The organism is Lysinibacillus zambalensis, from assembly GCF_040183165.1.
Taxonomy (GTDB): Bacteria; Bacillota; Bacilli; order Bacillales_A; family Planococcaceae; genus Lysinibacillus; species Lysinibacillus zambalensis.
The window spans coordinates 1-25,338 of sequence record NZ_JBEGDG010000020.1 but is presented as its reverse complement, the minus strand read 5'-3'; the positions used below and the strand labels follow the sequence as shown (position 1 = coordinate 25,338).

The window sequence follows — 25,338 nt, the reverse complement described above, 5'->3', positions numbered from 1 at the left end:
GTGACGGCGGTATTTAAGTATATTGTCCTTTTTTATCGTTAATTCTTAGTACTATGTATTAATAAAGGAATCTTTTCATTTATAATAACTTTAGATACATAGAAAAGAGGTATTGAGGATGACAGATATTGATAATGTGCCGATCGAATATACAGCCTCAGCGAATAATATTTTGCCACAGCTTGTGGATCATTTGCGCCAATTACATGGCATTATTGTACAAAATACATATGTAAAAGATACAGCTAAACACTTAAATCGTATCATTCAAGATGCTGACAACGAAACAATGATTCTTATTGTTGGGAAAGAGCGTGTCGGAAAAACAACATTGGTAAATGGATTACTAGGACGTCAAGTTTTGCCTGTTAGTGAGCAGCATCCAACTGGGGTAAATACATTTTTGCGATACGGTGAACATGAAGAAATAAAGGCGTATTTTTTAGATGGTGTCGTAGCTGTATTCGATATGAGCAAGCTAGAATTATTGACGACTGGCGATACTTTCGCCTCTCAAATACTACGAGAACATTTAGATTATCTAGAAGTATATTTAAAAAATGATTTATTAAAATCTGTGACAATTATTGATTCTGTTTCATTGGAAGCTGGGGGAGGAGAAATGGCCTACTTCCCAGAAGCATTGATGAACCGTGTGGACGAGATCTTTTGGGTAGTACGTTCAGGTTCGATGGCTATTTATCCAGAAATATTATTAATGGAAACGTTAAAAAACAAAGGTGTTGAGCCGCTTTGTGTCATCAATGCCATCGATTCAAATGAAAATACGAAGGCGTTTATTGAAGCTGAGAGAGAACGATTTGGTCATTTAATAAGTGATTTTGTTGCGATCTCTGCAAGAGAAGCAATTGAAGCTAAACAGATTAAAAGTGATGAGCTTTGGAAAAAAAGTGAGTACGAGCAATTAATTTCAGAAATTCATCGAGTTGCAGAAAATAGTGATAAGAAAACGTATGGCATTTTAATTCGCTTCTTGCAATGGCTTGAACGTTTCCGCTTCGAATTAACTGTTATTCCACAAAGAGACCCATTCCAATCTGCTGTTAAGAACATTGAAAAGTATACAGGTGATACACAATACGAATTTTCGCGCTATCAACGTGACTTAGCGATTGTGACCGAATATGAGCAAGAATACGAACAGGTTGCCAATGTATTTAAAAATGTTCAAACATTATACCAACTTTTACAAATCATTTCACAAACTGATTATTTGCAGGATGAAATTGTAGAAAGCTTTACAGAAAAGGCTGTATCTTATCAACAAGTGTTACGAGAATATCGAAATATGCATAGTGAGTATTTACGTGAATACGATCGATTGGACGCACAGCATAAAAAAATTCACGGAAAAGGTCTTATGAAGGCTATCTTTGGTCAGCATACACAAAATGGATTTTTCAAGGAACGTGTTAACAAGTTAAATGGGCAGCAATTGGTTTGTATTGCCCAATATGAAAAAGTACAAGAAGCGGAGGAATTAATTCTTCATTCCATCCATTCCATACAAAGTTATCTTATGGAGTTAACGAAAATACGTTTAGCACGTATTGAGGAAAAAGTACTAGAGCTAAATCAACAACGTTCAAAAGAAAAGTCCCAATTACAATTATACGCAAATAAATTGAATGAATTTTCTTGTTTGATGGAGGCGCAGGGCTATATTAAAGACAATATTCAACCGTTTTTAATGGACGAACAAATGCCGCTTAAAGCAAAGGATATTGAAATGCTAAAAGAAGCGGTTAACAGTATTATGAGCATTGATCTGTCGAATAATGGCCTACTTGCACGTAGTCAGATGAACAATAAAATGGAGAATACTGCAATTCCTTTCGATGTTCAGCAGAAATATCCATTTCATCCGTTAGCTTTAGCAGAAGTAGATGTAAAATCAAACGATATACCAGAAATTCCGAAAAAGTTAGATATTCAGTATGAAGATTAAACAATAAAGGAAATGTTCTAAAAGTAATTTAAACTTTTAGAGCATTTTTTTTAGTATTTCGTTTTTTTTTGCTCATCACCCAAAGTTGTGGATGACATTTAGAGGACGTCCCCAGGAAAGCGTCCAGTCGAACAGAAATCAACAACAAGTAATGTTGATGCCCCTTGATTATTAAAAATTGGGATTATATTGAAACAAAATGAATTGTTTTTTCGTATAAATAGAAGGAGGGGTTAAAATGATACGAATTAACGGACGTTTTACGGAAGCAAAAATTTATTCAAATACAGCATTACAATCAGCAATCGATCAAATTAAAGAATTGGCAAATCAGGCTTTTATGGAAGGAACAAAAGTACGGATTATGCCAGATTATCACGCAGGTAAGGGCTGTGTTATTGGCACAACGATTCAGCTTCAAAATCGTGTAGTGCCTAACCTTGTGGGCATTGATGTTGGTTGCGGGGTATTTGTAGCTGAGTTAAATGAAGCGGATATAGATTTTTCTAAACTCGATGCTACAATTCGAGCATATATACCAAGCGGAAAGGATATCCATCAGGAAGTATCTCCTGAACGCTATTTTGCTGAATTCGAGGGGAGACAGTTTGTAGCAAGTGGTTTAAAGGATGACTATACAAATTTATCGCTTGGTACACTTGGGGGAGGAAACCATTTTATAGAGCTTGCTAAAGATGAAGCAGGTACACATTACTTACTTATCCATACTGGCTCGCGTTACGTCGGAGCTAAGGTAGCAAATTGGCATCAAAAAAGGGCTTTTGAAACATTGCAACGGGAAGATTTAAAAGTGAAAATAGCCGAACTGAAAGATCAGGGGCGTGAAAAAGAAATTCAAGCGATGATTAAAGCTCATAAAGAACAAAATCCGATTGTACCGAAAGATTTAGCTTATTTAGAGGGCGAATATTTCCATGATTATATTCACGATATGAAAATCGCTCAGCAATATGCTCGGATGAATCGCTGGACAATTGCCGAAACAATTGCCAAGCAAATGAACTGGCATTTTAGCGAAACATTTGATACGATCCATAACTATATTGATACGGAAACAATGACGTTAAGAAAAGGCGCCGTTCGAGCAAATAAAGGGGAGAAGCTCGTTATTCCTATGAATATGCGAGATGGTTCACTCATTTGTATGGGGAAAGGGAATGCAGATTGGAATTACTCTGCACCACATGGGGCAGGTCGTATGTATTCTCGACGTGCTGCAAAAAAAGCACTAAATATGGAAGTTTTTAAAGAAACGATGCAAGGTATTTGGACAACATCCGTAAACGAAGAAACATTGGATGAAGCCCCAATGGCATATAAACCGATGTCAGAAATTACATCTGTTCTAGAGGAAACTGCGGAAATATTAAAAGTGATCACACCCGTTTATAATTACAAAGCTAGTGAAGCAGCTAAGCCATATGAGCGGAAAAATAATCCCTAATAATAGAAATTAGTGATACTTGTACTTTCCCTTATCTATTAACATTATATCTGTAATAGTATAAAATAGGCTTACAAAGATGAAATGGGTGGTTTTTTGGTATCTTCAAAAGATGTGGCAAAGTATGCGGGTGTCTCTCAAACAACAGTTTCAAGAGTGTTAAATACTCCTGAACTCGTAAAGCCGAAAACTATTGAAAAAGTGATGAAGGCGATTGAAGAATTAAACTATATTCCAAATGATATTGCAAGGTCACTTGTACAGAAAAAAACAGGCATTATTACATTGATTTCGGGGCCATTACATAATCCTTTTTTTGTCGATACAACAACTGCAATCGTTAATTATGTTAATGCTCGAGGCTATAAAGTAAATGTTTATTTTGGTACGGAAGATAATTTAGATTCTATTTATAATGCTGTTTTGGAAACGAAGGCTGATGCGATTATTTTATCGTCTATGTTATATGAAGATGACTTATTTTTTAAGCTTGAAAAATTAGGTATCCCATTTATTATGTATAATCGCAAGCATCAGGAAAATAGGCATTTTGTAGAAATTGATAATGTAAAAGCTGGTTATATAGCGACGAATCATATTTTATCTTTAGGTCATCAAGATATATGCTGGATTGGTGGTCCACATGAAATAAGTACTTTTTATGGAAGGTACAAAGGCTTTAAAAATGCATTAAAGGACAGTGGTATAGATGCGAAAACAGTGCCGGCGTTTTTAACAAATACTAACAAAAATGATATTAAACGAGCATTTGAAGAAATACTTGAACTTCCTAAAAAACCTACAGCTATTTGTGCTGCAACAGACGCAATTGCCATTGAAATATTAAGTCTTTGTTTAGAACGGGGCTTTCAAGTTCCTAAAGATTTTAATGTTATTGGGATTGATAATGTGGAGCTTAGTAAACACCATTCGATTGCTTTAACAACAGTAGGCTTAGAATCCGAGAAAAGCCTCGGATTTATTGCTATTGAAAAATTATTTGAGGTAATGGAGAAAAAAAGCACTTGCATCCAACAAACAGAATCTGTTAAACTTTTCCCAAGAAATACTACGAGTAAGAAATGAACTGATGAACATCAGTTTGTTTTTCACTCAAAAATGGTTACGTATTCATTTTTTTGTTACCTAAAATGAATACGTAACCATTTGGAGAGAGGAGTGAGTGAGGTCTTGAAAAAGGGCTTATTTATTAATGGACAATGGCAAATGACAGAAGAGTATATGGAGGTTCAAGCCCCCTACTCAAAAGAGGTTGTAGCACAATTTGCGATGGCAACTGAAGATGATGTACAGCATGCAATTGAAAGTGCTCATGCAGCAGAATCCGAAATGGCAGCATTAACAGCATTTCAAAGAGCAGAGATTTTAGAACAGCTATCTGTTCTATTTATTGAAAATCGAGATGAGGCAGCTAGCATTATTTCGCTAGAATCAGCAAAGCCGTTAAAGTATGCCTATGCTGAAATTGATCGAACGATTGAAACTTACAAATTTGCAGCAGAAGAAGCGAAGCGACTATCTGGTGAAATGATTCCGATGGATGCATCTAAAAGCGGAGAGGGTAGATTTGGTTATACAATTCGTGAACCATTGGGCGTTATTGCGGCCATTACACCTTTTAATTTTCCGCAAAATTTAGTAGCCCATAAAGTTGGACCGGCATTAGCAGCTGGTAACACAATTGTGTTGAAACCTGCAACACAAACAGCTCTATCTGCTCATTTTCTAGCAAACCTATTGGCACAAACAAATCTACCAAAAGGTGCATTTAACTTAGTAACTGGGCAAGGCAAACTAATAGGGGATGCATTTTTAGCACATCCAAAAGTAAAAATGATTACATTTACCGGGAGCCCAGCTGTAGGTATTTCCCTTCGCAATCGCGCTGGATTAAAGAAAGTAACATTAGAACTAGGTTCGAATGCGGGTGTTATTGTGGATGAAGGCGTTCAACTCGATCAAATAATGGACCGAATTGTTATGGGTGCTTTTTCAAATCAAGGTCAAGTTTGCATCTCGCTACAGCGTATATATGTAAAAGAAAATATAATGAATGAATTTTTAGAGCAGCTAAAAGCAAAAGTAGAGCGCTTAACAATAGGGGACCCACTTGATGCAACAACAGATTTAGCGATGATGATTTCAGAAACTGAGCAGCAGCGTGCTATCACATGGATCGAAGAGGCGGTAGCAGAAGGTGCGCAGGTACTGACAGGTGGTCGTATTGAAAACAATATTTTACTTCCAACAGTGTTATTGAATGTATCTTCTACTAGTCGTGTATCTTGTGAGGAAATATTTGCGCCTGTAGTTATTGTCAATACTGTTTCATCAGTAGAAGAAGCCATTGACGCTGTTAATGACTCAAATTATGGCTTACAAGCAGGGATATTTACACCTTCCATTGAGACGGCCTTTAAAGCTTCAAAAAAATTACAAGTCGGGGGTGTCATTATAAATGACGTTCCGACATATCGTGTAGATCAAATGCCATATGGTGGCGTTAAAGAAAGCGGAACCGGTCGTGAAGGAATCAAATATGCAGTTGAGGAAATGACAGAAATGAAGCTTGTGATTTGGAATAATAATTAATTTCTATCGGCGGATGTTTCGATACCCGCTGATATAGAGGAACTCAGTCTAAGAACGCCACGTCCTGTGGCTGCGACTGAGTGACCAACATCTTGTTGTTGACGCTACGTTAGCACTGCGCTTTCGCACAGAAAACATTTGTTGGCCCGAAGCCTCCGGCGGATTCCTGACGTAATTATGGCGAGGCATAATTAATCACGAATGGAGATGGTTGTAAATGAATACTATCAAACAACACCCGAAATTGTATGTTATGGACAATGGAACAATGCGAATGGATAAAAACTTTATGATTGCCATGCATAGTCCTGCAACTATTGATTATCCAAACAAGCCAAATGAATTTGTAGAGTTTCCAGTTTATACAGTATTAATTGATCATCCAGAAGGAAAATTATTATTTGATACAGCATGTAACCCAAATTCAATGGGATCTGAAGGGCGCTGGGGTGAATTTACTCAGAAAGCATTCCCAATTAATATGCCAGAGGAATGCTATTTACATCATCGATTAGAAGAGTTAAATGTGCGTCCAGAAGATATTAAATATGTTGTAGCTTCACATCTACATTTAGATCATGCAGGCTGTTTAGAGCTTTTTACGAATGCAACAATTATTGTACAGGAAGATGAATTCAATGGAGCTTTACAAACATACGCAAGAAATGTAAAAGAAGGTGCCTATATTTGGGGTGACATTGATATGTGGATAAAAAACAATTTACAATGGCGATTAATTAAGCGTGGTGAGGATAATGTGAAACTTGCAGAAGGAATCCAAGTTTTGAATTTTGGAAGTGGTCATGCTTGGGGAATGCTAGGTTTGCATATTAATATGCCAGAAACCGGGAGGATTATTTTAGCTTCGGATGCCATTTACACTGCCGAAAGCTTTGGTCCACCTATCAAGCCGCCTGGTATACTATATGATTCTGTTGGCTATAATTCTACAGTGGACCGAATTAGAAGATTAGCAAATGAAACAAATTCGCAAGTGTGGTTTGGCCATGATCCAGTCCAATTTAAGTCATTTAGAAAATCGACAGAAGGCTATTATGAATAGATAGGAGTAGAACAATTATGCATAAATTAACCTTTACTCCTGCGAGTTATACAGGCTGGGGTTGCTTGAATCAGCTACTACCGGAAGTAGAAAAATTGAAAGCAAATAATATTTTAATAATCACAGATCCATTTTTAAAAAAGTTAGGTTTAACAGATCATCTTGAAAAGCCTTTACTTGAAAATGGCTACTCTACAACTATTTATACCGATATTGCCCCTGAGCCACCGCTCGCAATTGGTGAAAAACTAGTTGAGTTTACAAGAAAGCATCATTTTGATTTAGTAATTGGTTTAGGAGGAGGAAGTGCATTAGACTTAGCGAAACTTGCCGCGGTTTTAGCAACGCATGATGGGAAAGTGGCAGATTACTTAAATTTAACGGGAACAAAATCTCTTGAAAATAAAGGATTACCTAAAATTTTAATTCCAACTACATCTGGAACAGGCTCAGAAGTGACAAATATTTCAGTACTGTCACTTGAAACGACGAAGGATGTTGTGACACATGATTACTTATTAGCAGATGTCGCTATTGTAGATCCTGCGTTAACAATTTCTTTACCACCAAAAGTGACTGCTGCTACAGGTGTAGATGCTTTAACACATGCAATTGAGGCCTATGTTTCCGTAAATGCAAACGAAGTAACTGATGCACTTGCACTACAAGCTATAAAATTAATTAGTGGCTCTATCCGAACTGCTGTGCATGACGGTCAAAATAAGCAGGCACGCTCGGATATGAGTTATGGCAGTTATTTGGCAGGCTTAGCCTTTTTCAATGCTGGTGTTGCAGGAGTACATGCTTTAGCTTATCCACTTGGTGGCCAATTCCATATTGCCCATGGAGATTCCAACGCAGTGCTATTACCATATGTCATGGGCTATATTCGTCAAAGTTGCGAAAAACGAATGAAAGATATTTTAGATGCAATGGGTATTTCATCTGGGTATTTATCGCAAGAAGATGCTTCCTATAAATGTGTAGATGCATTGAAGCAACTTGTGCAGGATGTTAATATTCCGTCAACATTACAAGGATTTAATATACCAGAAATAGCACTGGAACAACTAGCGGATGATGCGACAAAGCAAACAAGAATTCTAGCACGTAGTCCGATGCCACTTAAGCGAGAAGACATCTATACTATTTATCGTGCTGCATTTGATGGAGAGGTTCGAGAACCTCAGCCATTTTAAAAGAAAAGAGAAACGTTGAATGCCGACGTTTCTCTTTTTTCCTACATGTTTTATGGAGCGAAAGTAAATCGGTACAAGAAGCAGCTTATCGAAGCCTAAAATCATGGAAACTTATAGATGGAACTCAAAAAATTGTTTTTCCACTGAAATAAACAAAAAAGAATCTGCTCATACAGATTCTTTTTTGTTTAAAATTATATTTTATGCTTCAGCATCAGGTGAAAATGAACGTGTAGCTAATTCTGCGTCAAGCATAAAGATTGCGTTGGAGTCATTTTCAATGCGTTCGATTTTACGAATTAACGTGTCAAACGTTGATTCTTCCTCTACTTGCTCGTCAATGAACCATTTTAAGAAAGCCATAGTCGCGTGCTCGCGTTCATCTAAAGCGATATCCGATAAATGATAAATACGGCGCGTTACTTCTTTCTCGTGTGAAAGGCCAGTTTTGAAGGCATGTAAAATAGACTCAAAATGATTATCTGGACTATCAAAACCATGGATTGTTGCACGATAACCCATATCACTTAGGAAATTATAAAATTTCATCGCATGGAAGCGTTCTTCTTCAGCCTGTACTAAAAAGAAATTGGCAAAGCCATCGTAATCTTGATCTGTGCAATATGCCGCCATCGCCATATAAGCATGCGCAGAGTAAAATTCAAAATTCATTTGTTCGTTTAGTGCTGTGTGTAGTTTTTCAGATAACATAAATATTTTCCTCCCTTTACAGTAAATATTTACTGCTTCTCCTATAGTATACAGCGAAGAATGGTAGTATGGCAAAGTTTAATTGATTTTTATTCTCAATTAGGGGAATTAATCAAATTCGTTCTTTAAACGCCAAATTACTTCTAAAAGATTGACAAATAAATTAATGAAATCTAAGTATAAATTTAAAGCCATACCAACGACTTCAGCATCTGAAACGTGATTATGTCGGATTTTGTTAAAGTCATAGACCGTATAGAGACTAAAAAGTAGTACAGTAATGCCCGCAATAATCAATGCGACCAAGTTGCTAACAGGGAAAAACATAAAGACTAATGAAAATACAATAACGACAATTAGGACAGTGAATAAATAGCTTCCCCAATTGGAAATGTCTTTATTCATCATCATACCAATCAGTGCTAGCACAATGAAAATAGCTACGGTCGCTACGAATACAAGTAAAACAAGCTGTTCCCCTAGTTCCGCAATGTAAAATTGTGTTGTCCAAAATAGTGTAATTCCCATTAAAAAGGGGATTGTATACATAATGGAATTAGCAAGCTTCACACTTCGCACAAAGCAAACAATGATAAGAAGTACAAGAGTAATAATAGATAGCGGCATGACAACCGCTGGAGGTAATAATGTTGCTATGTACATTCCGACAACTGTCAATAACCACATAAAAGCAAAGTGTTTTAAAATTTTGTTTAAGTTTTGATTTTTAGCATACGTCATATAGAATAATCCTTTCTTTTTTAAAATAACTTTTATATAGTAACATACGTGTCGATTTATAAAAAGATTCAATTACAAAAAAATTTGTATTTTTAACATAATGTGGGTTCAAATGTTGACCAAGTGCAAAATATCTTCCGTTTGGTAATACAAAAAACCTGGTCTACGTGAGGACCAGGTAATATTTTTACAGATTATTTTACATTTTTTCTTTGATTTTTCACACCAACTAAATAACCACCAAGGGCAATTCCAATTAAGACAATCCAGAAAATGGCCTTCCATATCGTTGAATGTGGGAATTCATGTGGAATTATACCTAGTTTTTCGTGTGCTAATGTCAAAACAGCCAGCTTTACACCAACCCAGCCAACGATTAAGAATGCAGCAGTTTCTAGTGATGGGAATTTATCGAGAACTTTCACGAACCAACGAGCTGCAAAACGCATCATAATAACACCGATTAGACCTCCTAGGAACATCACTGAGAATTGACCTGCGTTAATGCCGCCAACATCAAAATTTCCGATATGAGGTAGTGTCACTGCAATGGCAACAGCTGCTAAAATTGAATCTACCGCAAAGGCAATATCGGCTAATTCTACTTTTATGACTGTCATCCAGAAGCCAGATTGCTTTTTAGACTCATGAATTTCTTCAGGATTTTGCGCGGCTTTCCGTGAATCATAAATATGCTTACCAGACATGATTAATAAGTATGCAGCACCAATTGCTTGAATTTGCCAAAAATTAACGAGCGTAGTAATAAGAAATAATGCAGCAAATCGGAAAACAAATGCTCCTACCAAACCATATAATAGTGCTTTTTGCTGTTGTGCCTTTGGTAAATGTTTAACCATAACGGCCATTACAACTGCATTATCAGCAGCTAATAAACCTTCTAAAACAATTAATACGACGAGTACCCATGCGTATTCGAGTAAGATTGCCTCCAAATTTATTTCCTCCTTTTTACTTAGAACAGAAATGAACATACTGCTTTTAACGTAGTCTTTGCTATTTTAGGCAAAATAAAAAGACCTCTGCCTAAAAAATAGGCAAAGGTCTTGCTAAGCGATCACTGTTATACAGAAAATATCTTGTTCGCCAAGATATGCCTTCACACCCGATGGTTAATAACCATGTAATGACGAATGTGAAATCAGATGCTCGTTCACATCTGCTAGCTACTCCCCTTTGACATAATTGTCAAAAGCTATTCAATTCTTTATACATGGATTATAGCATGGTGATCGCCAATTGCAAATAAAAATGTGAAGTTATGTTAAAAAAATTTGGTGATTGTTTTCATGAAAAGGCAATTTAAGCAATTATACAAATAATTTTTTGTTAAAAAATTAAGCAGGATATTTCAAATGTTATAAAAATAAAAGTCGTATTAAGTTGGTTGGGCTTGAGAATAGGCAACTCCTTAGGGGATACTACAAAGAAGTGAGTAGAGGAACGAAGACGCTGGGACATAAATATGTTTTTACGGCAAAATTAAAAAATTCTACATCAGAAAAGCGCGAGAAATCAATGTTACCAAAATTGATTTCTCACGCTTTTTAAGGTTTTGACCAGTTATGTCCCAGCCTCTTAATGTTGAGTCGATAAATTGAAAGACGAAAAGAATAAATTCCTAATCCAGATTTAGTCAATAAATAAAAATATCCTCTCAAATAGGTAAGTCGCCTTTGAGGGGATATTTTTAGATTATTCATTAATTGTTCGTGTAAATGTTTTACGACCGGATTTTAATTGGTTAATGTTTATTTCTAATTTACTAATAGAAGTAGATGTTAATGGGATTTTCCCATCCTTCTCAAGTTTTTTCCATACTTTCACATTTTTTCGATATAAATGTTCAGAGAGGCGATAAATATCAATATCTTTCGCTAATGCTTCTTTATATGTTGTTCTAATTTCTTTTTTCACTTCTTTTATTAATTTTTTTCTTATTTCTTCTTCTGAAACATTAGTTTTGAGACCGTTTATCCTTGCGTTTAAATATATTTCAACATCAAATGTTACTTGATCATTTTTAACAATCGGTTTGATATCGACCTTGACTTTTTCCAATGTTGTCGTTAAATAATTATTTTCATTTAACTTAAAGGTTGTTTCACCTCTTTGCGTTCTATCATGCATCCATTGCGTTCCTCTTGCAGCATCATTCTTAATAAAGCCTTTAAATCCATCTTTGGAAAGTACGCCAATCCCTATAAAGGCAGTTTCCTGTTCTTGACGATCTTCAGTGCCCCAGTCTTTGTTAATGGTTACATAAGGTATGCCAATTTCGTAATTCGGTTCATTTAAGCCAATAACTAGATTTCGGAAATTAACGGGTTCGACGAATGTTTCTTTATCTTCTGTATTTAAAGGATTACTAAGCTTTGACGTAGTAAGCGGCTTATTCAAAATTGGCGTTACTAGAAGAATGTCTTTAATAGGGTCTTGTGTACAATAGGCCCATATTTGATACCTTGTTTCCCTATATCTCAATACAGTGTCTATAATGGAGACAGTATTTTTATCTTTCATTACTTCTTCAGAGAAAATAATGTAAGTCATATGCCCCCAAAACACTTTTTGGTCGATGGATCGATATAATTTAAAAAGTGCTTCTTCCAGCGTCCTGCCTTTAGATTGTCCAACCTCAGCTGGTGCCGCTTGAGGAGTATAATTTTCGGATTTTACAACATCGGAGAAGCTAATTAATTGCAAGTAGATTTCATACTGACCATCTTTATAATCGATACCGAGTCCATCAACATAATACATTTTTTGAGGTTCGGTAACATCCCAACAGCCTGAAAGAAGTAGTGAAGTAGCTAAGCTTGATAGTAAAATAATTTTTTTCTTCATTGCTGCTTCTTCTTTCTCATAGAGGTACGAGTGCTATCTTGGGGTGCAAGTGCTTTATTACGTTCAGTGTAGCCTTTTGGTGATAAGCGGAATATCGATTTTTTAATAGTCATCCAATTTAAATCTGTTGCAAGATTCATGTAAGAGTACCCATAGATCCGAATATTACACAAGTAAAGAAGTGTAAAGTAAAGTGATACAAAAAATCCAAATAAACCAAAAAAAGCACTGGCAATAATGAATGTAATACGCAATAAACTGATGGTTGTGACAAGTGATTGGTTCACAAGAGTGAATGATGCAATTGTAGAAATCGCAATAACTACAATCATTTCTGGGCTTGTTACACCTGCGCGAATGGCCGCATCACCAATAATTAGACCGCCAACAACGCTTATCGTTCCACCAATAACAGAAGGCAGACGTAACCCAGCTTCTCGAAACAATTCAAACATGAGTAGCATTATTAGCATCTCCAGAGAGGAGGGGAGAGGTAAACCTGTTTTTGCTTGGACAACTGTTGCTAAAAGTTGGAATGGTAGCTGATTCTGGTGATAGGTCGTCAGTGAGAGCCAAAATGCAGGTAATAGCAACCCAATTAAAATGCCAAGAATCCTCAAAAGTCGTTCTATAGAACTGAAAATGATAGGGTACTCATTATCTTCAGCGGATTTTAATAATAAAAATAAATTGACCGGTGTGATCATAGCATAAGCTACACCGTCGACGAACATGAGAAAACGTCCTCTAATTAGCGCTTGAATAGCATAATCGGGTCGTCCGGTGTAATCGAATTTTGGGAAGAGCTTAGAGTTTTTATTAATTCTCTCCATTAAAACATCCCCGCTAAAGACAATATCTGTGTCTACTGCAGCAAGCTGTTTTTTTATTCCGTGTAAAATATCCATATCGACAATATCGTCAAAATAAAGAATAGCCACGCTTGTCTTTGAACGTGATCCTAACTCCACTTTCTCAACGCAAAATGAATTTGTAGGTAAACGTTTTCGCAATAGTGCAATGTTGACGCGGATGTCTTCAATAAAGTTATCTCTTGGACCCTTAACGAGAACTTCCATCCTAGTTTCTTCAGGATTTCGATTAGGCTTTTTAGCAATACAACTAGCATACAAAAGATCTTCCTCTTCAAAATAAAGCAGTAGAAAACCAGTATATACAAAGTTCATGGCTTGTTCTTTATCATTAACTTTTTCAAGCGTCGGAACATGAAGTTGATTTGTAATATTTTCTTCTAACGATGTATCAGCTAAATTGTCATAAAGATATTGAACACGCCGAACAATTACTTCATTGAGCATTTGCTGGTCTACCATCGCATCACAGGTAATGAATTGAACCTTTTTTTGATTAAATACATATTCCTGAAATTGGATATCTGCTGATTTTTGAAATAGTTGTTTTAAGGTGTTTAGGTCTATCGCCTTCTCCTGCTGAGGCATTATGATTCACCACTTTCCATTTCTTGTTTTTCAGGTTGCCCCTTTTTAGAAGACTTACCTGAAAAGAAAGCTACTAGTAAGAAGAAAATTGACAAAAGAAAAAAGAAAACAAAAGTAACTGTTAATATATAGTTCCCTTTCACCTTCAAAAATATGTTTTCATTTAAAATAATTAGCGGCAGACATAAAAGAAAGAAGGGTGGAGCTATCATTCTCCATATTTGCTTTGGATCACCAGTCATCTTAAACAAATCTGCTATAACATATAAGAGGAAGCTAACTCGTATAAATGTTCCAGTTAGCCATTGGTAAATTGAGAAAAAGTCAAGATGCTCAATATAGCGACCAATTGATACTAAGCCCCATTCCTCGTAGGCAGGATATCTTTGCTTTGCAGCCTCGGTTGGACCAAATTCTGCAATTGCGCCCATGAGTGGTCCTAAAGTAAGCCCCATCAAAATGAAAAGCATGATGCCAAAATGATACCAACGAATGCGGTCTTTAAATTGGTGCTGTAAAAATAAAAGTATTAATAATTCAATAAATCCTGATGCAGGATAAATCATTCCTTTTATAACAGGTTGGAAACCATGCTCAAGAAAAGGGCGTAGTAGTTCGTATTCTTTTACCTGTATATTTGTAAACGCTACAAAAAAGCCAAAGACTACTACACCGAATAATACAAAGACATTTAAAATAACAATGGTTTGTAAACTTGTTGTAACGAGAAAAATACAAAGAATTGTATAAATGAGTAATAATATAGTGACTGGTGTTTGAGGTAAAAATGTTGTGTTTACCCATTGCAATGTTTCAACCATTGTAAAGGCAGCAAGAATGAATAAAAAAATAGCTATAATATATATGACAATTGTAGAGCCAGTTTTTCCAATTTTCCCATCTAACCAGTCTCGAATAGGTTCCTGATTTGTCTTTTTTTGAATATAAACTAAAAAAAATAGCCAGAAGAATATAATAACTGCAGATATTATGACAGATATCCAACCATCTCTCCCAACAACATCTAGTAGCGGGGGAATAATGGTCACGTGATTTTTTAAGCCAATAACAGTCATAGATAAGAAGATAACATGTAAAATACTAATTGATCCTACACCTTTCATATGAAAACCCTCTAACGTTAATTGATACACTTTAGCTTAGACAAAAAGTGAGAGGATTATAAGCATGACCAACTACTTGTAAAAGAAGAATTTAAATCTGTATTTCATCACATTCATGAAAAGTTTATCACCGAAAAAAACGAGTTATTTGACGAATGAAATGTCAAATAACTCGTTTTTGAGAAATGTTTTTATTCTCGCACCATAATGGAGTGCGTAAAAGTCCAATTAAGCCCGTAATCAAATAACGCATATAAATAACCAGACATCTCCGGTACGATAAATGTATCAATTAGAGGAGGTGCTTCTTTATGTCAACTACCAAACTAACAATTGTCCCTGTGACACTAGATCCTATCACTGACAACTCTTCATCAACAACTTCACCACAAAATTCTCCTGAGCCGAACTGCATCATTAAAACAACTAGTGCTGAAATTTCCTTCTTTAATGGCGTAGATGAGCGCATCATCCAAACGATCCTGAAGGAGTTGTATAATCAATGAAGCAAGATTTTACGAGCGTGCAGAACATCTACATTATTTGCGGTAAGACCGATATGCGTAAAGGTATTGACGGTCTCGCAGCACTCATTCAGGATTCTTTTAAACTTGATCCATATAGTGATTCCATCTTCTTATTTTCTGGAACGAGTAAAGACCGTTATAAATGTTTGTATTTTGATGGAAATTCAAGCATCTTTCACCAGAAAAACGCCGAAGATCACGGCAAAAACATTCAAAGCCGATTGTAGAGAAATTCTTAAAATGGGTGGATGAATCACCTTTCTTCGGAAAAAATGCCTTAGCCAAAGTTGCGGAATACACATTAAATCGTACATGGAATAATCCAGCTGAAAATGCGATTCGTCCAAATGTGATTGGTCGTAAGAACTGGCTTTTCTCAGTTATTGAAGCAGGCGTTAAAGCGAATGCCATCTGTTTAAGTTTGGCTGAAACGGCAAAAGCAAACGGCATCGATTTCTATCAATACCTAGTGACATTAATGACAGAATTGCCAAATTTACCGATTCACCAGCAGCCAGAGATTTTAAATAATTACATGCCTTGGTCGAAAAATCCAAGCCACATGTACAAACTAGCCATCTATCCGAAAAAAATTAGGATAGATGGCCATTCGTCGTGTGTACCGAAAAGGTGCGCTTTTTTTATATTTTGGGCTTACTCTATATCGGAGAAATTGTAGCGCAAACAATTGATTCTACACAAGATACGTCATTCGTTTTGGATACTTTATATCAATTCTACCGCAAGGCTGCATCTTGCATAGCGATCAAGGTTCTGTGTAAACATCATATGCGTATCAAAATTCAGTCAAAGAAAAAGGAATTACCCTAAGCATGTCCCGCAAAGGCACGCCCACTGATAATTCCCCAATTGAAACGTTCTATCTCGACGGAATCTACCGCACGACAAATGCGCATATGATTCAAATCGTCGAAGACTAAATTACCTATAATAACAATATCCGTATCCAAACAAAATTTAACAGCCAGTCCCCTATACCTGAATGAAAACACAGCTATCATTCAAAAAATAACGTTACATCTGCCAGTTTACTTAAGCTAAAATGCTCTCTGACTGTAATATAGTTGGTTTATAGGAATTTCGCAACTTCATGTACCTACAATAATTTAGATTACAATTATGTTTATATAGTAACTAATTCAGCTTTCTTTTTCTTAAGTGGTGCAAGCTCTGGTAGACGTACCCAACTTAAACCAAGCGTTCCTTCACCTGCATGAACCGCTACACAAGCACTTAGTGGTAATACGGAGAAGTTTATGAGCGGATATTCGTTCTCTAAAGCTTTTTTCCAAGCGGTTGCGCCTTCTTCATCATTACAGTGAATAATTGCAACTTCAGGGATAATACTTTTTTCTAGATCTGTATTTAAAACATTTTGTATATATGTTTTAGCTCTAGTCGTAGCGCGTACTTTTTCTTTCATAACGGGCTTCCCATCTTCAAATGATATGACAACTTTAATATTCAACAAGTTACTTAAAAATGCTTGAGTCCCTGAAACTCGACCACTTTTATGTAATTGTGATAAGTTAGCCGGAATAAATGAAAGCTCACTGTTATCTGCCATCTCATTGATTCTTTCAACAATATAGCCAGGTTCAAAACCTTCACGCTCTAACTGCTGACCGAGTTTAATCATTTTCATCATCGGAAATGACCCGATTTTTGAATCCACTGGATATACTTCAAATTCAGCTTGACCAGCTGCTGTGAAAGTGCTTTGATAAGTGCCCGAAAGATGTTGAGAGGTATGAATTGCAATTGCACATGTATACCCTTGTTCTTTTAATGATTTATATAAGTCTACAACTTCACCAATAGCAGGTTGTGATGTCTTTGGATTTTTTTTAGCATTTCGTAGCTTTTCGTAAAACTGATCATGTGTCATATCAACAGTTTCGCGTAAAGCCCCTTCTTCGAATACTATATTAAGTGGTAATACGTGAATTTGATTGTCCTGTATGAACTTTTCATCTAACAATGCTGCTGTATCTGTAACCCATGCAATTTTCTTTCCCATTTAAAAGTAATCCCCTTCATCTATCGTAGAATATTATTCATTTTCCCTTATGCAACTATACACAGATAAGATCATCATGAGTAGTGATATTTATAATACTGTATTTATTTTTTACAATCTTCGACATTATTTCGACAATAATTGCGATGAAAATAGCATTTTATAAGCATACGGTAAGCTATCTAATATTTCATTCGCTAATTGTTGGGCGCATATACGACGTTATTGGCTGAAAGCCGAAAAATGGGAAAATCGGCTTGGATTACTGTGATCAACTGTATCGCTTAAATAACGGCAATATAAGCATCTCTCACCAGGAAAGCGTCGTAAAGCACAGCAAAAGCAATCAAAACCGATTGTCGAAAAGTTTCAGGTATGGGTAGATAAATTGCCATTCTTCGGAAAAAACATCTTGGATAAAGTTTCTAAAAACACATTAAATCGTGTACATGGGATAAAAGTTTCTCTGTTCGATGGTCGGATTGGAATTGATAATAATCCAGCAGAAAATCCGATTCGTCCTAATGTGATTGGCCGAAAGAACTGGCGTTTTTCTGTGAGTGAAGCTGGTGCTAAAGCGAATGTACTGTTTGAGTCTGGCTGAAACAGCAAAAGCGAATGGTATCGATTTCTATCAATATTTAGTTAAAATAAGGATGGAGCTGCCGAATTTACCGATCCATCAGCAACCCAAAATTTTAAATAAATACATGCCTTGTTCGAAAAATATCCAAGCCACATGTGCAAAATAGCCATCTATTCGAAAAAAATTTCAGATAGATGGACATTCGTAGTGCGTTCCGGAAAGGTGCGCATATTTTTTATATTTCGGGCTTACAGCCCAATTGGGTGGAGACGAATAATCCGTGAGGGAAAAAGAAAATCCCCCACGGATTATAGGTTTACATTATTAATGAATATAATTTGAGCTTACAAGATGATTTTTTAAGATATCTGTTGGGATTTCAAATTCCACAACACCCATATAGCCAGGAGCAACTTCGTATTTATCAAAGGAGATAACAAGCTTACCTTCATCGGAAATATAGAATTGTTGATCAGCTTTAACAGCTGTAAATTCATCTAAAACTTCTTCATCAGGAAGACCTGCTCCTTTTAACCAGTACACCTTTTCTTGGTTAGATGTAGCAGCTTGTTCGCGCATTTGTTCCTTAATGTTTTCACTGATCGTGTTAATATAACTATCGTCTTTAAATAGCATTGGCAGTGTAATTAAAATTTCATTTTCTTTATCAATTGTATCGTAGTGCATCGTTGTAGAAGATGATGCAACTGTATTGACAGTGTAACGACCAATCGACAAGATTTGGTCATTATCTGTTTTTACGTCGAAGCCGCTATCTACGCCTAAATGGCCGCCACCGTTAGCCTTTAAATCACCGACTTCGGCAACAAAGTCATTATAAAGAGCTTTACCTTCTGAACGATATTTTTCATTTAAAGCATTTGCAAGGTCTTTATTTTCTAGGTTTTCGATAGAAGGTACTTTAATGTCTGCATCATATGTCTCTTCTTTTACTTCATATTCAGTCCAAGTTAAGACTTTTACGACACTACCAACAACAGGAATATCTGAAAGTGTTCGTGCCATTGCAGGACTGACATTTAATCCAGCTGTAAAAAGCATTGCAGCTGCGGCAGATCCTAGAAACCATTGTGGTGCTCGTTTTTTTCTTTTCTTTTTACCTTGTTTTAGTGCGTTTTCAACCACAAAATCAAGCTCCTTTGGAATAGATACCTCATTATATTGTTTTTCTAATTCTTTTAATTTTTCATCCATGTGCTGTTTCTCCCTTCACATCTTCCAACTGTATTTTCAATAGTTTTAACGCTTTATAAAGACGTGATTTAGCAGTACTCAGCTTAATGTTAAGGATATTTGCAACATCAGCGAGTTTTAAATCTTCAAAATAATGTAAAATAACAACCTCACGATACATTACGGGTAAGTCATCTAACGCATGCTCTAAATCAACGTTTTCGTAGATATCCTCTTGTGCAGGTGTTAAAAATTGCAATGTATCATCGTCTGTCACTTGTAAGCGTTTATGCTTACGTAAAAAATCTATAGATGTACGTACGACGATTTTATAAAACCAGCTTTTCATATATTCGACATTTTCTAATCGATCGAGAGAAAGCATTGCTTTTTGAATACTGTCTTGTACAACATCAAGTGCGTCCTGTTCATTTTTCGTATAGCTATACGCGAGCAAATAAAAACGCTCTTTCTGTTCACGAATTAACTGGACAAACACCTCTTCATGTTGAAATGCATTTCTTGTTTTCATGTCCAAAGAAGCTCCTTTTTAACATTTTCAAATTGTATACAACTAATAGACGTATGAAAGGGGAAAAAAAGTTGATAGCATAAAAAAACTTATCTTTTTCTGTTAATTTCAAAGATAAGTCATTGATACCAGTAATTTATCCCGTAATAAATTCTGTGATAATCATCAGTGGGGATGAAGAAATCCGCCACTTGTTAAGTTGCGCTTTTCTGTACATTTTATTGTGAAGAAAAATCATAGCAAATTATAAACCTTTTACAATTGCTTAGAAAGGGGAAAAGGTAAATTGGTCACAATTACAAATAAAATTGCCCGGGGAGGATCTAAATAACTGGCATTGCAATCGAAGAAAATGTCCTAAAATAGTATCGAACTGAGAAAGTGTCAACGGTCCTTTTTCTACATGAACCATCTCATACATATAGTAGATTGAAAATAAAAGCAAGTAAGCTATACTTCTTATAATCAGATTTGAAGTAGAAGAATGCTTATTGTAAAAGGAAGTGTAAAACACAATTAAATGGCGCCGTTCTTTGATTTAGGGCAGCACCATCTTGGCTCTGGAATAGATATTTTTTTTCACAATTATAAAAACAGAAAGGAGCATTAGGTATGAAAAAGTCAAGCGACACTAAAGATTTAATAGATAGTTTAATTCCATTGGGAATGATTTTTGGAAGTGCTCTCGGTGTGGTTTTTGGCATGTTTTTCAAACCAAACTTTCTAGTATTTACAATTGCTTTAGGGGCTGGAATAGGCTATTTATTTGGAGTTATTGCTTACGGAATTTTTAGGAAGCAAGAATAATTATAGACGGAGAATTTTGGATAATAAAATTATTATAGAAGCATGCTGTATTTTTAGCATGCTTCTATTTAGTCGATATATTGATAAGTACGAATACAAAATATCTTTAATGAAGATTGCCATAGTTGAGTGGAACTCATTCTAAGAACAACAATGTCCTGTGATAATGACTGAGTGACCAACATCATGCTGCTGTCGCTTCGCTTTCGCGCAAAACACATCATGCCGCTGTCGCTTCGCTTTCGCGCAAAACACATCATGCCGCTGTCGCTTCACTTTCGCGCAAAACACATCGTGCTGGGCATAATGGATCTGCATTAAAAAATTGGTAGCTATAAAGAATCAATCATGAAAAATAGTCATATGTATTTTTCAAAAGTAATAAAATTGTCACAACGATAAATAAATTACGTACATACCCGCTGCCACGTTTAATGGCAAACTTAGAACCAACAATTGCTCCAGCAATTTGTGCAAGTCCCATAGGTAAACCATAGGCATAATTTATTTGCCCTAAGTATATAAACATAAGAAGGGCTGCGATATTACTTCCGAAATTTAAAAATTTAGCATTACCTGCCGATTTTAAAAAGTCGAAGCCAACTATTAAAAAGGCAAACAATAGAAATGAGCCTGTCCCCGGACCTAAAAAGCCATCATAGAAGCCGATTAATGTAATAATCGCCACAAAAAATGCGTAACGCTTAGGTGTCAATCTTTTATAGGTAGAAATGCTACCCCAGTCTTTCTTGAAAATAGTATAAATAGCCACAGCTGCTAGCATGACAAGCATAAGTGGTTTTAGAACACTAGGATCCATAAGATCGACAATCCATGCACCGATCATGGAGCCTATAAAAACAAAAGGGAATAGTTTGTAAACGGCTTTAATATCCAATTTACCAGAGCGATAAAATGTTATGGTGCTCGTTAATGACCCCATAGTGCCTGCTAGCTTGTTCGTAGCTACGGCTGCAGATGGTGGAAGACCAACAAACATAAGAGCTGGTAAAGAAATAAGCCCGCCGCCTCCTACAACAGAATCGATAAATGCGGCTAGAAAGCCAAAAAGAATAAGGATGAGTAAAATGTTTACATCTAAATCAAAAGGCACAGCAGTTCATCTCTTTTCTATAATAATAATCTGATAGTAGCGAAATGAAAAGTAACTGTAAATAGCTTCAATAATTTTTTTCTGTTAATTTCGAGGATTCGATCTCTTTTGATATTTATAAATTCTATAAAAAGCTAATATATTCTACTTTATGTATTTATTTTAATGTATTATGTAGTTGATAGTGTTTTTTGCGTAAAGGGGACGTGATGACATTTGAGTTTGGGAAATCATGTAAGAGTATTTGTTTGTGTTGTATGTATGGGGCTACTTGTCGGATGTGTGTATAATGCCAAAAAAGATATAACTGATAATGAGTTTATCGATACTGTAAAAGAAGGGTATTTGGGAGGTTTTTCAGATGTATCTGTTCGTAATGCATTTAATTACGCATTTTTTGAACCATATTGGCGCTATTACCAGGCAAAAACTGGCGAGCATGTTGTCGAATTATCAGGTGATATTACATTTGAAAATGAAAAAGGACATGCCATTTTACAGTTCGTAGTGGATGAACAAACAAATAAATTTTCTATTTATGCAATGAAATTTAATGATGTTGTATTGAGTCCCGAACAAAAACGGTTCCTTATTGGCATGGTTTATGACACATGGCATGCAAAGCGGCTTGCCTATGAGTAAGGTCTTTTACTTTGTATAAAGAGCTTACTATATTACAGTAGAGAGGAGTGCTTAGACAGAGAGGGTGTTTTCAATGAGATTAAGTATATTAGATCAAATGCCTATACCAAAAGATCATACTGCTGAGGAGGCCTTTCAGCGTACAGAACAAATAGCGCTTTTAGGTGAAGAGCTTGGCTATCATCGAATGTGGTTAGCAGAGCACCATAATAGCCATTCACTGGCAAGTTCAGCTCCAGAGGTTACAGCTGCTTTCCTGGCGGCGAAAACAAAACGTCTTCGTATTGGTACTGGAGGCGTAATGATGATGCATTATTCTCCATATAAGCTGGCAGAGGTCTTTAAAACATTAAGTGGCTTAGCACCGAATCGTATTGATTTTGGCGTCGGCAGAGCCCCTGGTGGTGACCATGCCTCTATTTATGCACTGGCAGAGGGACGAAGACAACGATTTACAGAGCAATACGATAGGCTCGAGATCATTTTAAAACTGATGAATAATCAAAAAACAGGGGAAGATGTCTATGATCAAGTAATTGCGGCACCAGTGAATATCCAATTACCTGAAGCTTGGTTACTTGGATCAAGTGGTCAAAGCGCTATGCAGGCAGGTCGATTTGGTGTAGGTTATTCATATGCACAATTTTTCACTGGCAATATGTCAAAGGATATATTTGATACGTATAGAGATTACTTTATACCTTCTTATTATATGGAGAAGCCGCAAATTATCGTTACTTATGCTGCGACGGTTGCAGATACGTTAGAGGAAGCGGAATATTTGGCGAAACCGATTGATATTACACGTCTTCATCTCATGAAGGGGCAAATTATTCAAGCGATGTCACCCGAAGAAGCAAAGGATTATCCACTTACGGAGTTGGATAAAATGACAATCGCCAATAATCGAAAAGCCAATCTGGTCGGAACACCGAAGGAAGTAGCGAAATTTTTAGTAGCAGAGCAAGAGCAATATGGGTTTGACGAAGTGATGCTAAACTGCAATCAATACGCACTAGAAAGTCGCTTGAATACTTTCAAGTTAATGGCAAAAGAATTAATAAGAACCACACAGGATTAGTGGCGGGAGTACTTATGTAAAACCTATTAATCAGCAAGGGTAGCTTCGAATTTGCTAGTGAAAGAACCTATAAATCATGAAGAAGAGAGTACAGTAAATAATCAATTCACCATGTATATTGGTAAAAAGAAGTAATAGCAAAAAATGTTTTGAGTGTTTAAAAGAGGTTTAGTAGTTCGCCCGTGCTATAAAGAAAGTAATAAGTAAGAGGTGACACCTGGAAAAGCTGAGGCCAAAGATAAGATTACTTGTAAATATGAAGGTCAAATGGTAAGAAGAAAAAACATAAGATGTGCTTACTACAAATGTAAAAAAAGGAATCGGATTTTAGGGAAAAAGAAGATAATATAGACTAGCACTTTAAAATCTCCTTTATCTATGAGAAAATCATAGGATAGAAAGGGAGATTTTTTTTATGATAACACTAGAGAAACCATATGATGAATGGGAAAGCTATCATGATATTGATAAGCATGGAAAACTAACTTTATCAAATATTGAATTTACAACAACTAATCTTTGTAATATGCGTTGCGCTCATTGTGCAGTAGGTTATACATTGCAAACAAAAGAAGATGAAGCTATTCCTACATCAGAGTTGATAAAACATTTAGATACTGTAGAAACACTTAGAGTAATGAGTTTTACAGGTGGGGAACCTTTATTAACAAAACGTGGAATAAGAAACAATTTACTTCCACTTCTTAAATATGCAAAAAGTAGAGGAATTAAAACTCAAATAAATTCTAATTTAACATTGCCAATGGAGCATTATGAAATGGTTGCACCATACTTAGATGTTATGCACATTTCACATAATTGGTGTAATGAAAAAGAATTTGTTGAAACAGGTTTCGCAATAATGGAAAGAAAACCAACAGTTCAACAAAGAGCAGAACTATATAGAAATATTTTTGATAACGCTAGAGAACTTTCAAAGAGCGGTATGTTTGTATCCGCAGAAACAATGTTAAATCGCAACACAGTACCTTACATTGAAAAAATTCATAATGAAGTGGCTAATGAAATGCTGTGTAAGCGTCATGAAATTCACCCTATGTATTCTAGTGATTTTGCAAGTAATTTAGAAACAATAAGCCTTGATGAATATAGAGAAGTAGTGAACAATATACTTGATTTTAGAAATGAGAATATTTGGGTACTATTCGGAACATTACCATTCTATGCTTGTAGTTCTGATCAACGTGATCTAGCTTTGTTAGAAAAAATTAATAAAACACCAAATATCACAGTAAGAAATGATGTAGATGGTCGCTCTCGAATGAACTTGAATATATTCACAGGTGATATATCAGTATCAGATTTCTCCGATGATGGCTCTGCATTAGGTAATATCAAAACAGAATCATTGGAGAATATTTATAGTAGATGGTTAGATACAAATATTTCTAATAGTATTAATTGTCATTGTCCTGCTGTAAAATGTTTAGGTTCTAATATAATTGTGAAAAATATGTATTATCCTGATAGTGTTTTTAAAAGTGGCTCTGTCAGATAAACAAAAAAAACATACTAACATTAGTAGTACAAACCAAGGCCATGGTTTGTGCTACTATTTTTTTATAGTAGAAGTGAAGAAA

At 35.8% G+C, this 25,338-nt stretch carries 23 protein-coding genes and 3 pseudogenes; 16 read left to right on the top strand and 10 right to left on the bottom strand.

The window, feature by feature from the left end:
- Nucleotides 1-118 precede the first annotated feature (118 nt).
- The 6 genes from ABNX05_RS20465 (at nt 119) to ABNX05_RS20440 (ending at nt 8,309) form a co-directional block, all read left to right on the top strand.
- Nucleotides 119-1,969 (top strand): dynamin family protein, encoded by a 1,851-nt coding sequence (locus tag ABNX05_RS20465; RefSeq protein ID WP_349661394.1) that lies wholly within the window; start codon nt 119-121, stop codon nt 1,967-1,969.
- Between the two features lie 238 nt (nt 1,970-2,207).
- Complete coding sequence (locus tag ABNX05_RS20460; protein ID WP_349661393.1) at nt 2,208-3,434, top strand: RtcB family protein; 1,227 nt, start codon at nt 2,208-2,210, stop codon at nt 3,432-3,434.
- Between the two features lie 96 nt (nt 3,435-3,530).
- Nucleotides 3,531-4,520, top strand: a complete 990-nt coding sequence (locus ABNX05_RS20455; RefSeq protein ID WP_349661392.1) for a LacI family DNA-binding transcriptional regulator — start codon at nt 3,531-3,533, stop codon at nt 4,518-4,520.
- Between the two features lie 105 nt (nt 4,521-4,625).
- Nucleotides 4,626-6,047, top strand: a complete 1,422-nt coding sequence (locus ABNX05_RS20450) for an aldehyde dehydrogenase family protein (RefSeq protein WP_349661391.1) — start codon at nt 4,626-4,628, stop codon at nt 6,045-6,047.
- 217 nt (nt 6,048-6,264) lie between these two features.
- On the top strand, nt 6,265-7,110 hold the full coding sequence (gene ahlS / locus ABNX05_RS20445) for an AhlS family quorum-quenching N-acyl homoserine lactonase (protein WP_349661390.1): 846 nt from the start codon (nt 6,265-6,267) through the stop codon (nt 7,108-7,110).
- A 17-nt stretch (nt 7,111-7,127) separates the two neighbouring features.
- The gene (locus tag ABNX05_RS20440) at nt 7,128-8,309 is read left to right on the top strand and encodes an iron-containing alcohol dehydrogenase (protein WP_349661389.1); all 1,182 of its coding nucleotides are present in this window, start codon (nt 7,128-7,130) and stop codon (nt 8,307-8,309) included.
- A gap of 201 nt (nt 8,310-8,510) precedes the next feature.
- Here ABNX05_RS20440 and ABNX05_RS20435 read toward each other — a convergent pair whose 3' ends face one another.
- From ABNX05_RS20435 to ABNX05_RS20410, 6 genes are all read right to left on the bottom strand, one after another.
- The gene (locus ABNX05_RS20435; protein ID WP_349661388.1) at nt 8,511-9,020 is read right to left on the bottom strand and encodes a ferritin; all 510 of its coding nucleotides are present in this window, start codon (nt 9,018-9,020) and stop codon (nt 8,511-8,513) included.
- A gap of 108 nt (nt 9,021-9,128) precedes the next feature.
- Nucleotides 9,129-9,761, bottom strand: a complete 633-nt coding sequence (locus tag ABNX05_RS20430; RefSeq protein ID WP_349661387.1) for a Bax inhibitor-1/YccA family protein — start codon at nt 9,759-9,761, stop codon at nt 9,129-9,131.
- A gap of 194 nt (nt 9,762-9,955) precedes the next feature.
- Entirely contained in the window at nt 9,956-10,717 is a 762-nt protein-coding gene (locus tag ABNX05_RS20425) for a TerC family protein (RefSeq protein ID WP_349661386.1), read from the bottom strand.
- 760 nt (nt 10,718-11,477) lie between these two features.
- Nucleotides 11,478-12,629 carry a Ger(x)C family spore germination protein gene (locus tag ABNX05_RS20420; RefSeq protein WP_349661385.1) on the bottom strand — a complete coding sequence of 384 codons (1,152 nt, stop codon included), beginning with the start codon at nt 12,627-12,629 and terminating at the stop codon, nt 11,478-11,480.
- On the bottom strand, nt 12,626-14,089 hold the full coding sequence (locus tag ABNX05_RS20415; RefSeq protein WP_349661384.1) for a spore germination protein: 1,464 nt from the start codon (nt 14,087-14,089) through the stop codon (nt 12,626-12,628). The genes ABNX05_RS20420 and ABNX05_RS20415 overlap by 4 nt, the downstream gene beginning before the upstream one ends.
- Nucleotides 14,089-15,213 (bottom strand): endospore germination permease, encoded by a 1,125-nt coding sequence (locus ABNX05_RS20410; protein ID WP_349661383.1) that lies wholly within the window; start codon nt 15,211-15,213, stop codon nt 14,089-14,091. The genes ABNX05_RS20415 and ABNX05_RS20410 overlap by 1 nt, the downstream gene beginning before the upstream one ends.
- A gap of 311 nt (nt 15,214-15,524) precedes the next feature.
- Here ABNX05_RS20410 and ABNX05_RS20405 point away from each other — a divergent pair, with 311 nt between their 5' ends.
- The 4 genes and pseudogenes from ABNX05_RS20405 to ABNX05_RS20390 form a co-directional block, all read left to right on the top strand.
- Nucleotides 15,525-15,719 carry a hypothetical protein gene (locus ABNX05_RS20405; RefSeq protein ID WP_349661382.1) on the top strand — a complete coding sequence of 65 codons (195 nt, stop codon included), beginning with the start codon at nt 15,525-15,527 and terminating at the stop codon, nt 15,717-15,719.
- A complete protein-coding gene (gene tnpB, locus ABNX05_RS20400; protein WP_349661381.1) occupies nt 15,716-15,967 on the top strand; it encodes an IS66 family insertion sequence element accessory protein TnpB in 252 nt (83 codons plus the stop codon). The genes ABNX05_RS20405 and tnpB overlap by 4 nt, the downstream gene beginning before the upstream one ends.
- Nucleotides 15,901-16,315: pseudogene (locus ABNX05_RS20395) on the top strand (IS66 family transposase); the annotation flags it as partial. The gene tnpB and the pseudogene ABNX05_RS20395, both read left to right, overlap by 67 nt.
- Nucleotides 16,316-16,397: 82 nt before the next feature.
- Nucleotides 16,398-16,678 (top strand): annotated as a pseudogene (locus tag ABNX05_RS20390) (IS3 family transposase); the annotation flags it as partial.
- A gap of 206 nt (nt 16,679-16,884) precedes the next feature.
- Here the strand turns inward: ABNX05_RS20390 and ABNX05_RS20385 are convergent.
- Nucleotides 16,885-17,781: a DegV family protein gene (locus ABNX05_RS20385; RefSeq protein ID WP_349661380.1), complete on the bottom strand. Its 897-nt coding sequence runs from the start codon at nt 17,779-17,781 to the stop codon at nt 16,885-16,887.
- A 166-nt stretch (nt 17,782-17,947) separates the two neighbouring features.
- Between ABNX05_RS20385 and ABNX05_RS26425 the strand changes: the two are divergent.
- Nucleotides 17,948-18,533, top strand: a pseudogene (locus ABNX05_RS26425) (IS66 family transposase); the annotation flags it as partial.
- Nucleotides 18,534-18,691: 158 nt separating this feature from the next.
- On the opposite strand, the gene rsiV reads toward ABNX05_RS26425, so the two are convergent.
- A complete protein-coding gene (rsiV, locus tag ABNX05_RS20375; RefSeq protein ID WP_349661379.1) occupies nt 18,692-19,582 on the bottom strand; it encodes an anti-sigma-V factor RsiV in 891 nt (296 codons plus the stop codon).
- Nucleotides 19,575-20,093, bottom strand: coding sequence for an RNA polymerase sigma factor SigV (sigV, locus tag ABNX05_RS20370; RefSeq protein ID WP_349661378.1), 519 nt, complete (start codon nt 20,091-20,093; stop codon nt 19,575-19,577). The genes rsiV and sigV overlap by 8 nt, the downstream gene beginning before the upstream one ends.
- A gap of 612 nt (nt 20,094-20,705) precedes the next feature.
- Between sigV and ABNX05_RS20365 the strand changes: the two genes are divergently transcribed.
- Both ABNX05_RS20365 and ABNX05_RS20360 read left to right on the top strand, forming a co-directional pair.
- The gene (locus ABNX05_RS20365) at nt 20,706-20,900 is read left to right on the top strand and encodes a hypothetical protein (RefSeq protein WP_349661377.1); all 195 of its coding nucleotides are present in this window, start codon (nt 20,706-20,708) and stop codon (nt 20,898-20,900) included.
- 174 nt (nt 20,901-21,074) lie between these two features.
- Nucleotides 21,075-21,221: a hypothetical protein gene (locus tag ABNX05_RS20360; RefSeq protein WP_349661376.1), complete on the top strand. Its 147-nt coding sequence runs from the start codon at nt 21,075-21,077 to the stop codon at nt 21,219-21,221.
- Nucleotides 21,222-21,246: 25 nt separating this feature from the next.
- On the opposite strand, the gene ABNX05_RS20355 is transcribed toward ABNX05_RS20360, so the two are convergent.
- Complete coding sequence (locus tag ABNX05_RS20355) at nt 21,247-22,014, bottom strand: TSUP family transporter (protein ID WP_349661375.1); 768 nt, start codon at nt 22,012-22,014, stop codon at nt 21,247-21,249.
- A 216-nt stretch (nt 22,015-22,230) separates the two neighbouring features.
- On the opposite strand from ABNX05_RS20355, the gene ABNX05_RS20350 reads away from it, so the two are divergent.
- The 3 genes from ABNX05_RS20350 to yfkAB all read left to right on the top strand — a co-directional run bounded on the left by ABNX05_RS20350 (nt 22,231) and on the right by yfkAB (nt 25,256).
- The gene (locus tag ABNX05_RS20350) at nt 22,231-22,656 is read left to right on the top strand and encodes a hypothetical protein (protein WP_349661374.1); all 426 of its coding nucleotides are present in this window, start codon (nt 22,231-22,233) and stop codon (nt 22,654-22,656) included.
- Nucleotides 22,657-22,729: 73 nt separating this feature from the next.
- Nucleotides 22,730-23,737: an LLM class flavin-dependent oxidoreductase gene (locus ABNX05_RS20345; RefSeq protein ID WP_349661373.1), complete on the top strand. Its 1,008-nt coding sequence runs from the start codon at nt 22,730-22,732 to the stop codon at nt 23,735-23,737.
- Nucleotides 23,738-24,152: 415 nt separating this feature from the next.
- The gene (gene yfkAB / locus ABNX05_RS20340) at nt 24,153-25,256 is read left to right on the top strand and encodes a radical SAM/CxCxxxxC motif protein YfkAB (protein ID WP_349661372.1); all 1,104 of its coding nucleotides are present in this window, start codon (nt 24,153-24,155) and stop codon (nt 25,254-25,256) included.
- Nucleotides 25,257-25,338: the final 82 nt, after the last annotated feature.

Bases quoted from the DNA above. Each gene is read 5' to 3' on its own strand.
- ABNX05_RS20405 (WP_349661382.1), top strand. From the start codon at position 15,525: ATGTCAACTACCAAACTAACAATTGTCCCTGTGACACTAGATCCTATC.
- ABNX05_RS20430 (WP_349661387.1), bottom strand. From the start codon at position 9,761: ATGACGTATGCTAAAAATCAAAACTTAAACAAAATTTTAAAACACTTT.
- ABNX05_RS20385 (WP_349661380.1), bottom strand. From the start codon at position 17,781: ATGGGAAAGAAAATTGCATGGGTTACAGATACAGCAGCATTGTTAGAT.
- tnpB (WP_349661381.1), top strand. From the start codon at position 15,716: ATGAAGCAAGATTTTACGAGCGTGCAGAACATCTACATTATTTGCGGT.
- ABNX05_RS20460 (WP_349661393.1), top strand. From the start codon at position 2,208: ATGATACGAATTAACGGACGTTTTACGGAAGCAAAAATTTATTCAAAT.
- sigV (WP_349661378.1), bottom strand. From the start codon at position 20,093: ATGAAAACAAGAAATGCATTTCAACATGAAGAGGTGTTTGTCCAGTTA.
- ABNX05_RS20440 (WP_349661389.1), top strand. From the start codon at position 7,128: ATGCATAAATTAACCTTTACTCCTGCGAGTTATACAGGCTGGGGTTGC.
- ABNX05_RS20365 (WP_349661377.1), top strand. From the start codon at position 20,706: ATGAAAAAGTCAAGCGACACTAAAGATTTAATAGATAGTTTAATTCCA.
- yfkAB (WP_349661372.1), top strand. From the start codon at position 24,153: ATGATAACACTAGAGAAACCATATGATGAATGGGAAAGCTATCATGAT.
- ABNX05_RS20465 (WP_349661394.1), top strand. From the start codon at position 119: ATGACAGATATTGATAATGTGCCGATCGAATATACAGCCTCAGCGAAT.
- ABNX05_RS20435 (WP_349661388.1), bottom strand. From the start codon at position 9,020: ATGTTATCTGAAAAACTACACACAGCACTAAACGAACAAATGAATTTT.
- rsiV (WP_349661379.1), bottom strand. From the start codon at position 19,582: ATGGATGAAAAATTAAAAGAATTAGAAAAACAATATAATGAGGTATCT.
- ABNX05_RS20415 (WP_349661384.1), bottom strand. From the start codon at position 14,089: ATGCCTCAGCAGGAGAAGGCGATAGACCTAAACACCTTAAAACAACTA.
- ABNX05_RS20420 (WP_349661385.1), bottom strand. From the start codon at position 12,629: ATGAAGAAAAAAATTATTTTACTATCAAGCTTAGCTACTTCACTACTT.
- ahlS (WP_349661390.1), top strand. From the start codon at position 6,265: ATGAATACTATCAAACAACACCCGAAATTGTATGTTATGGACAATGGA.
- ABNX05_RS20410 (WP_349661383.1), bottom strand. From the start codon at position 15,213: ATGAAAGGTGTAGGATCAATTAGTATTTTACATGTTATCTTCTTATCT.
- ABNX05_RS20345 (WP_349661373.1), top strand. From the start codon at position 22,730: ATGAGATTAAGTATATTAGATCAAATGCCTATACCAAAAGATCATACT.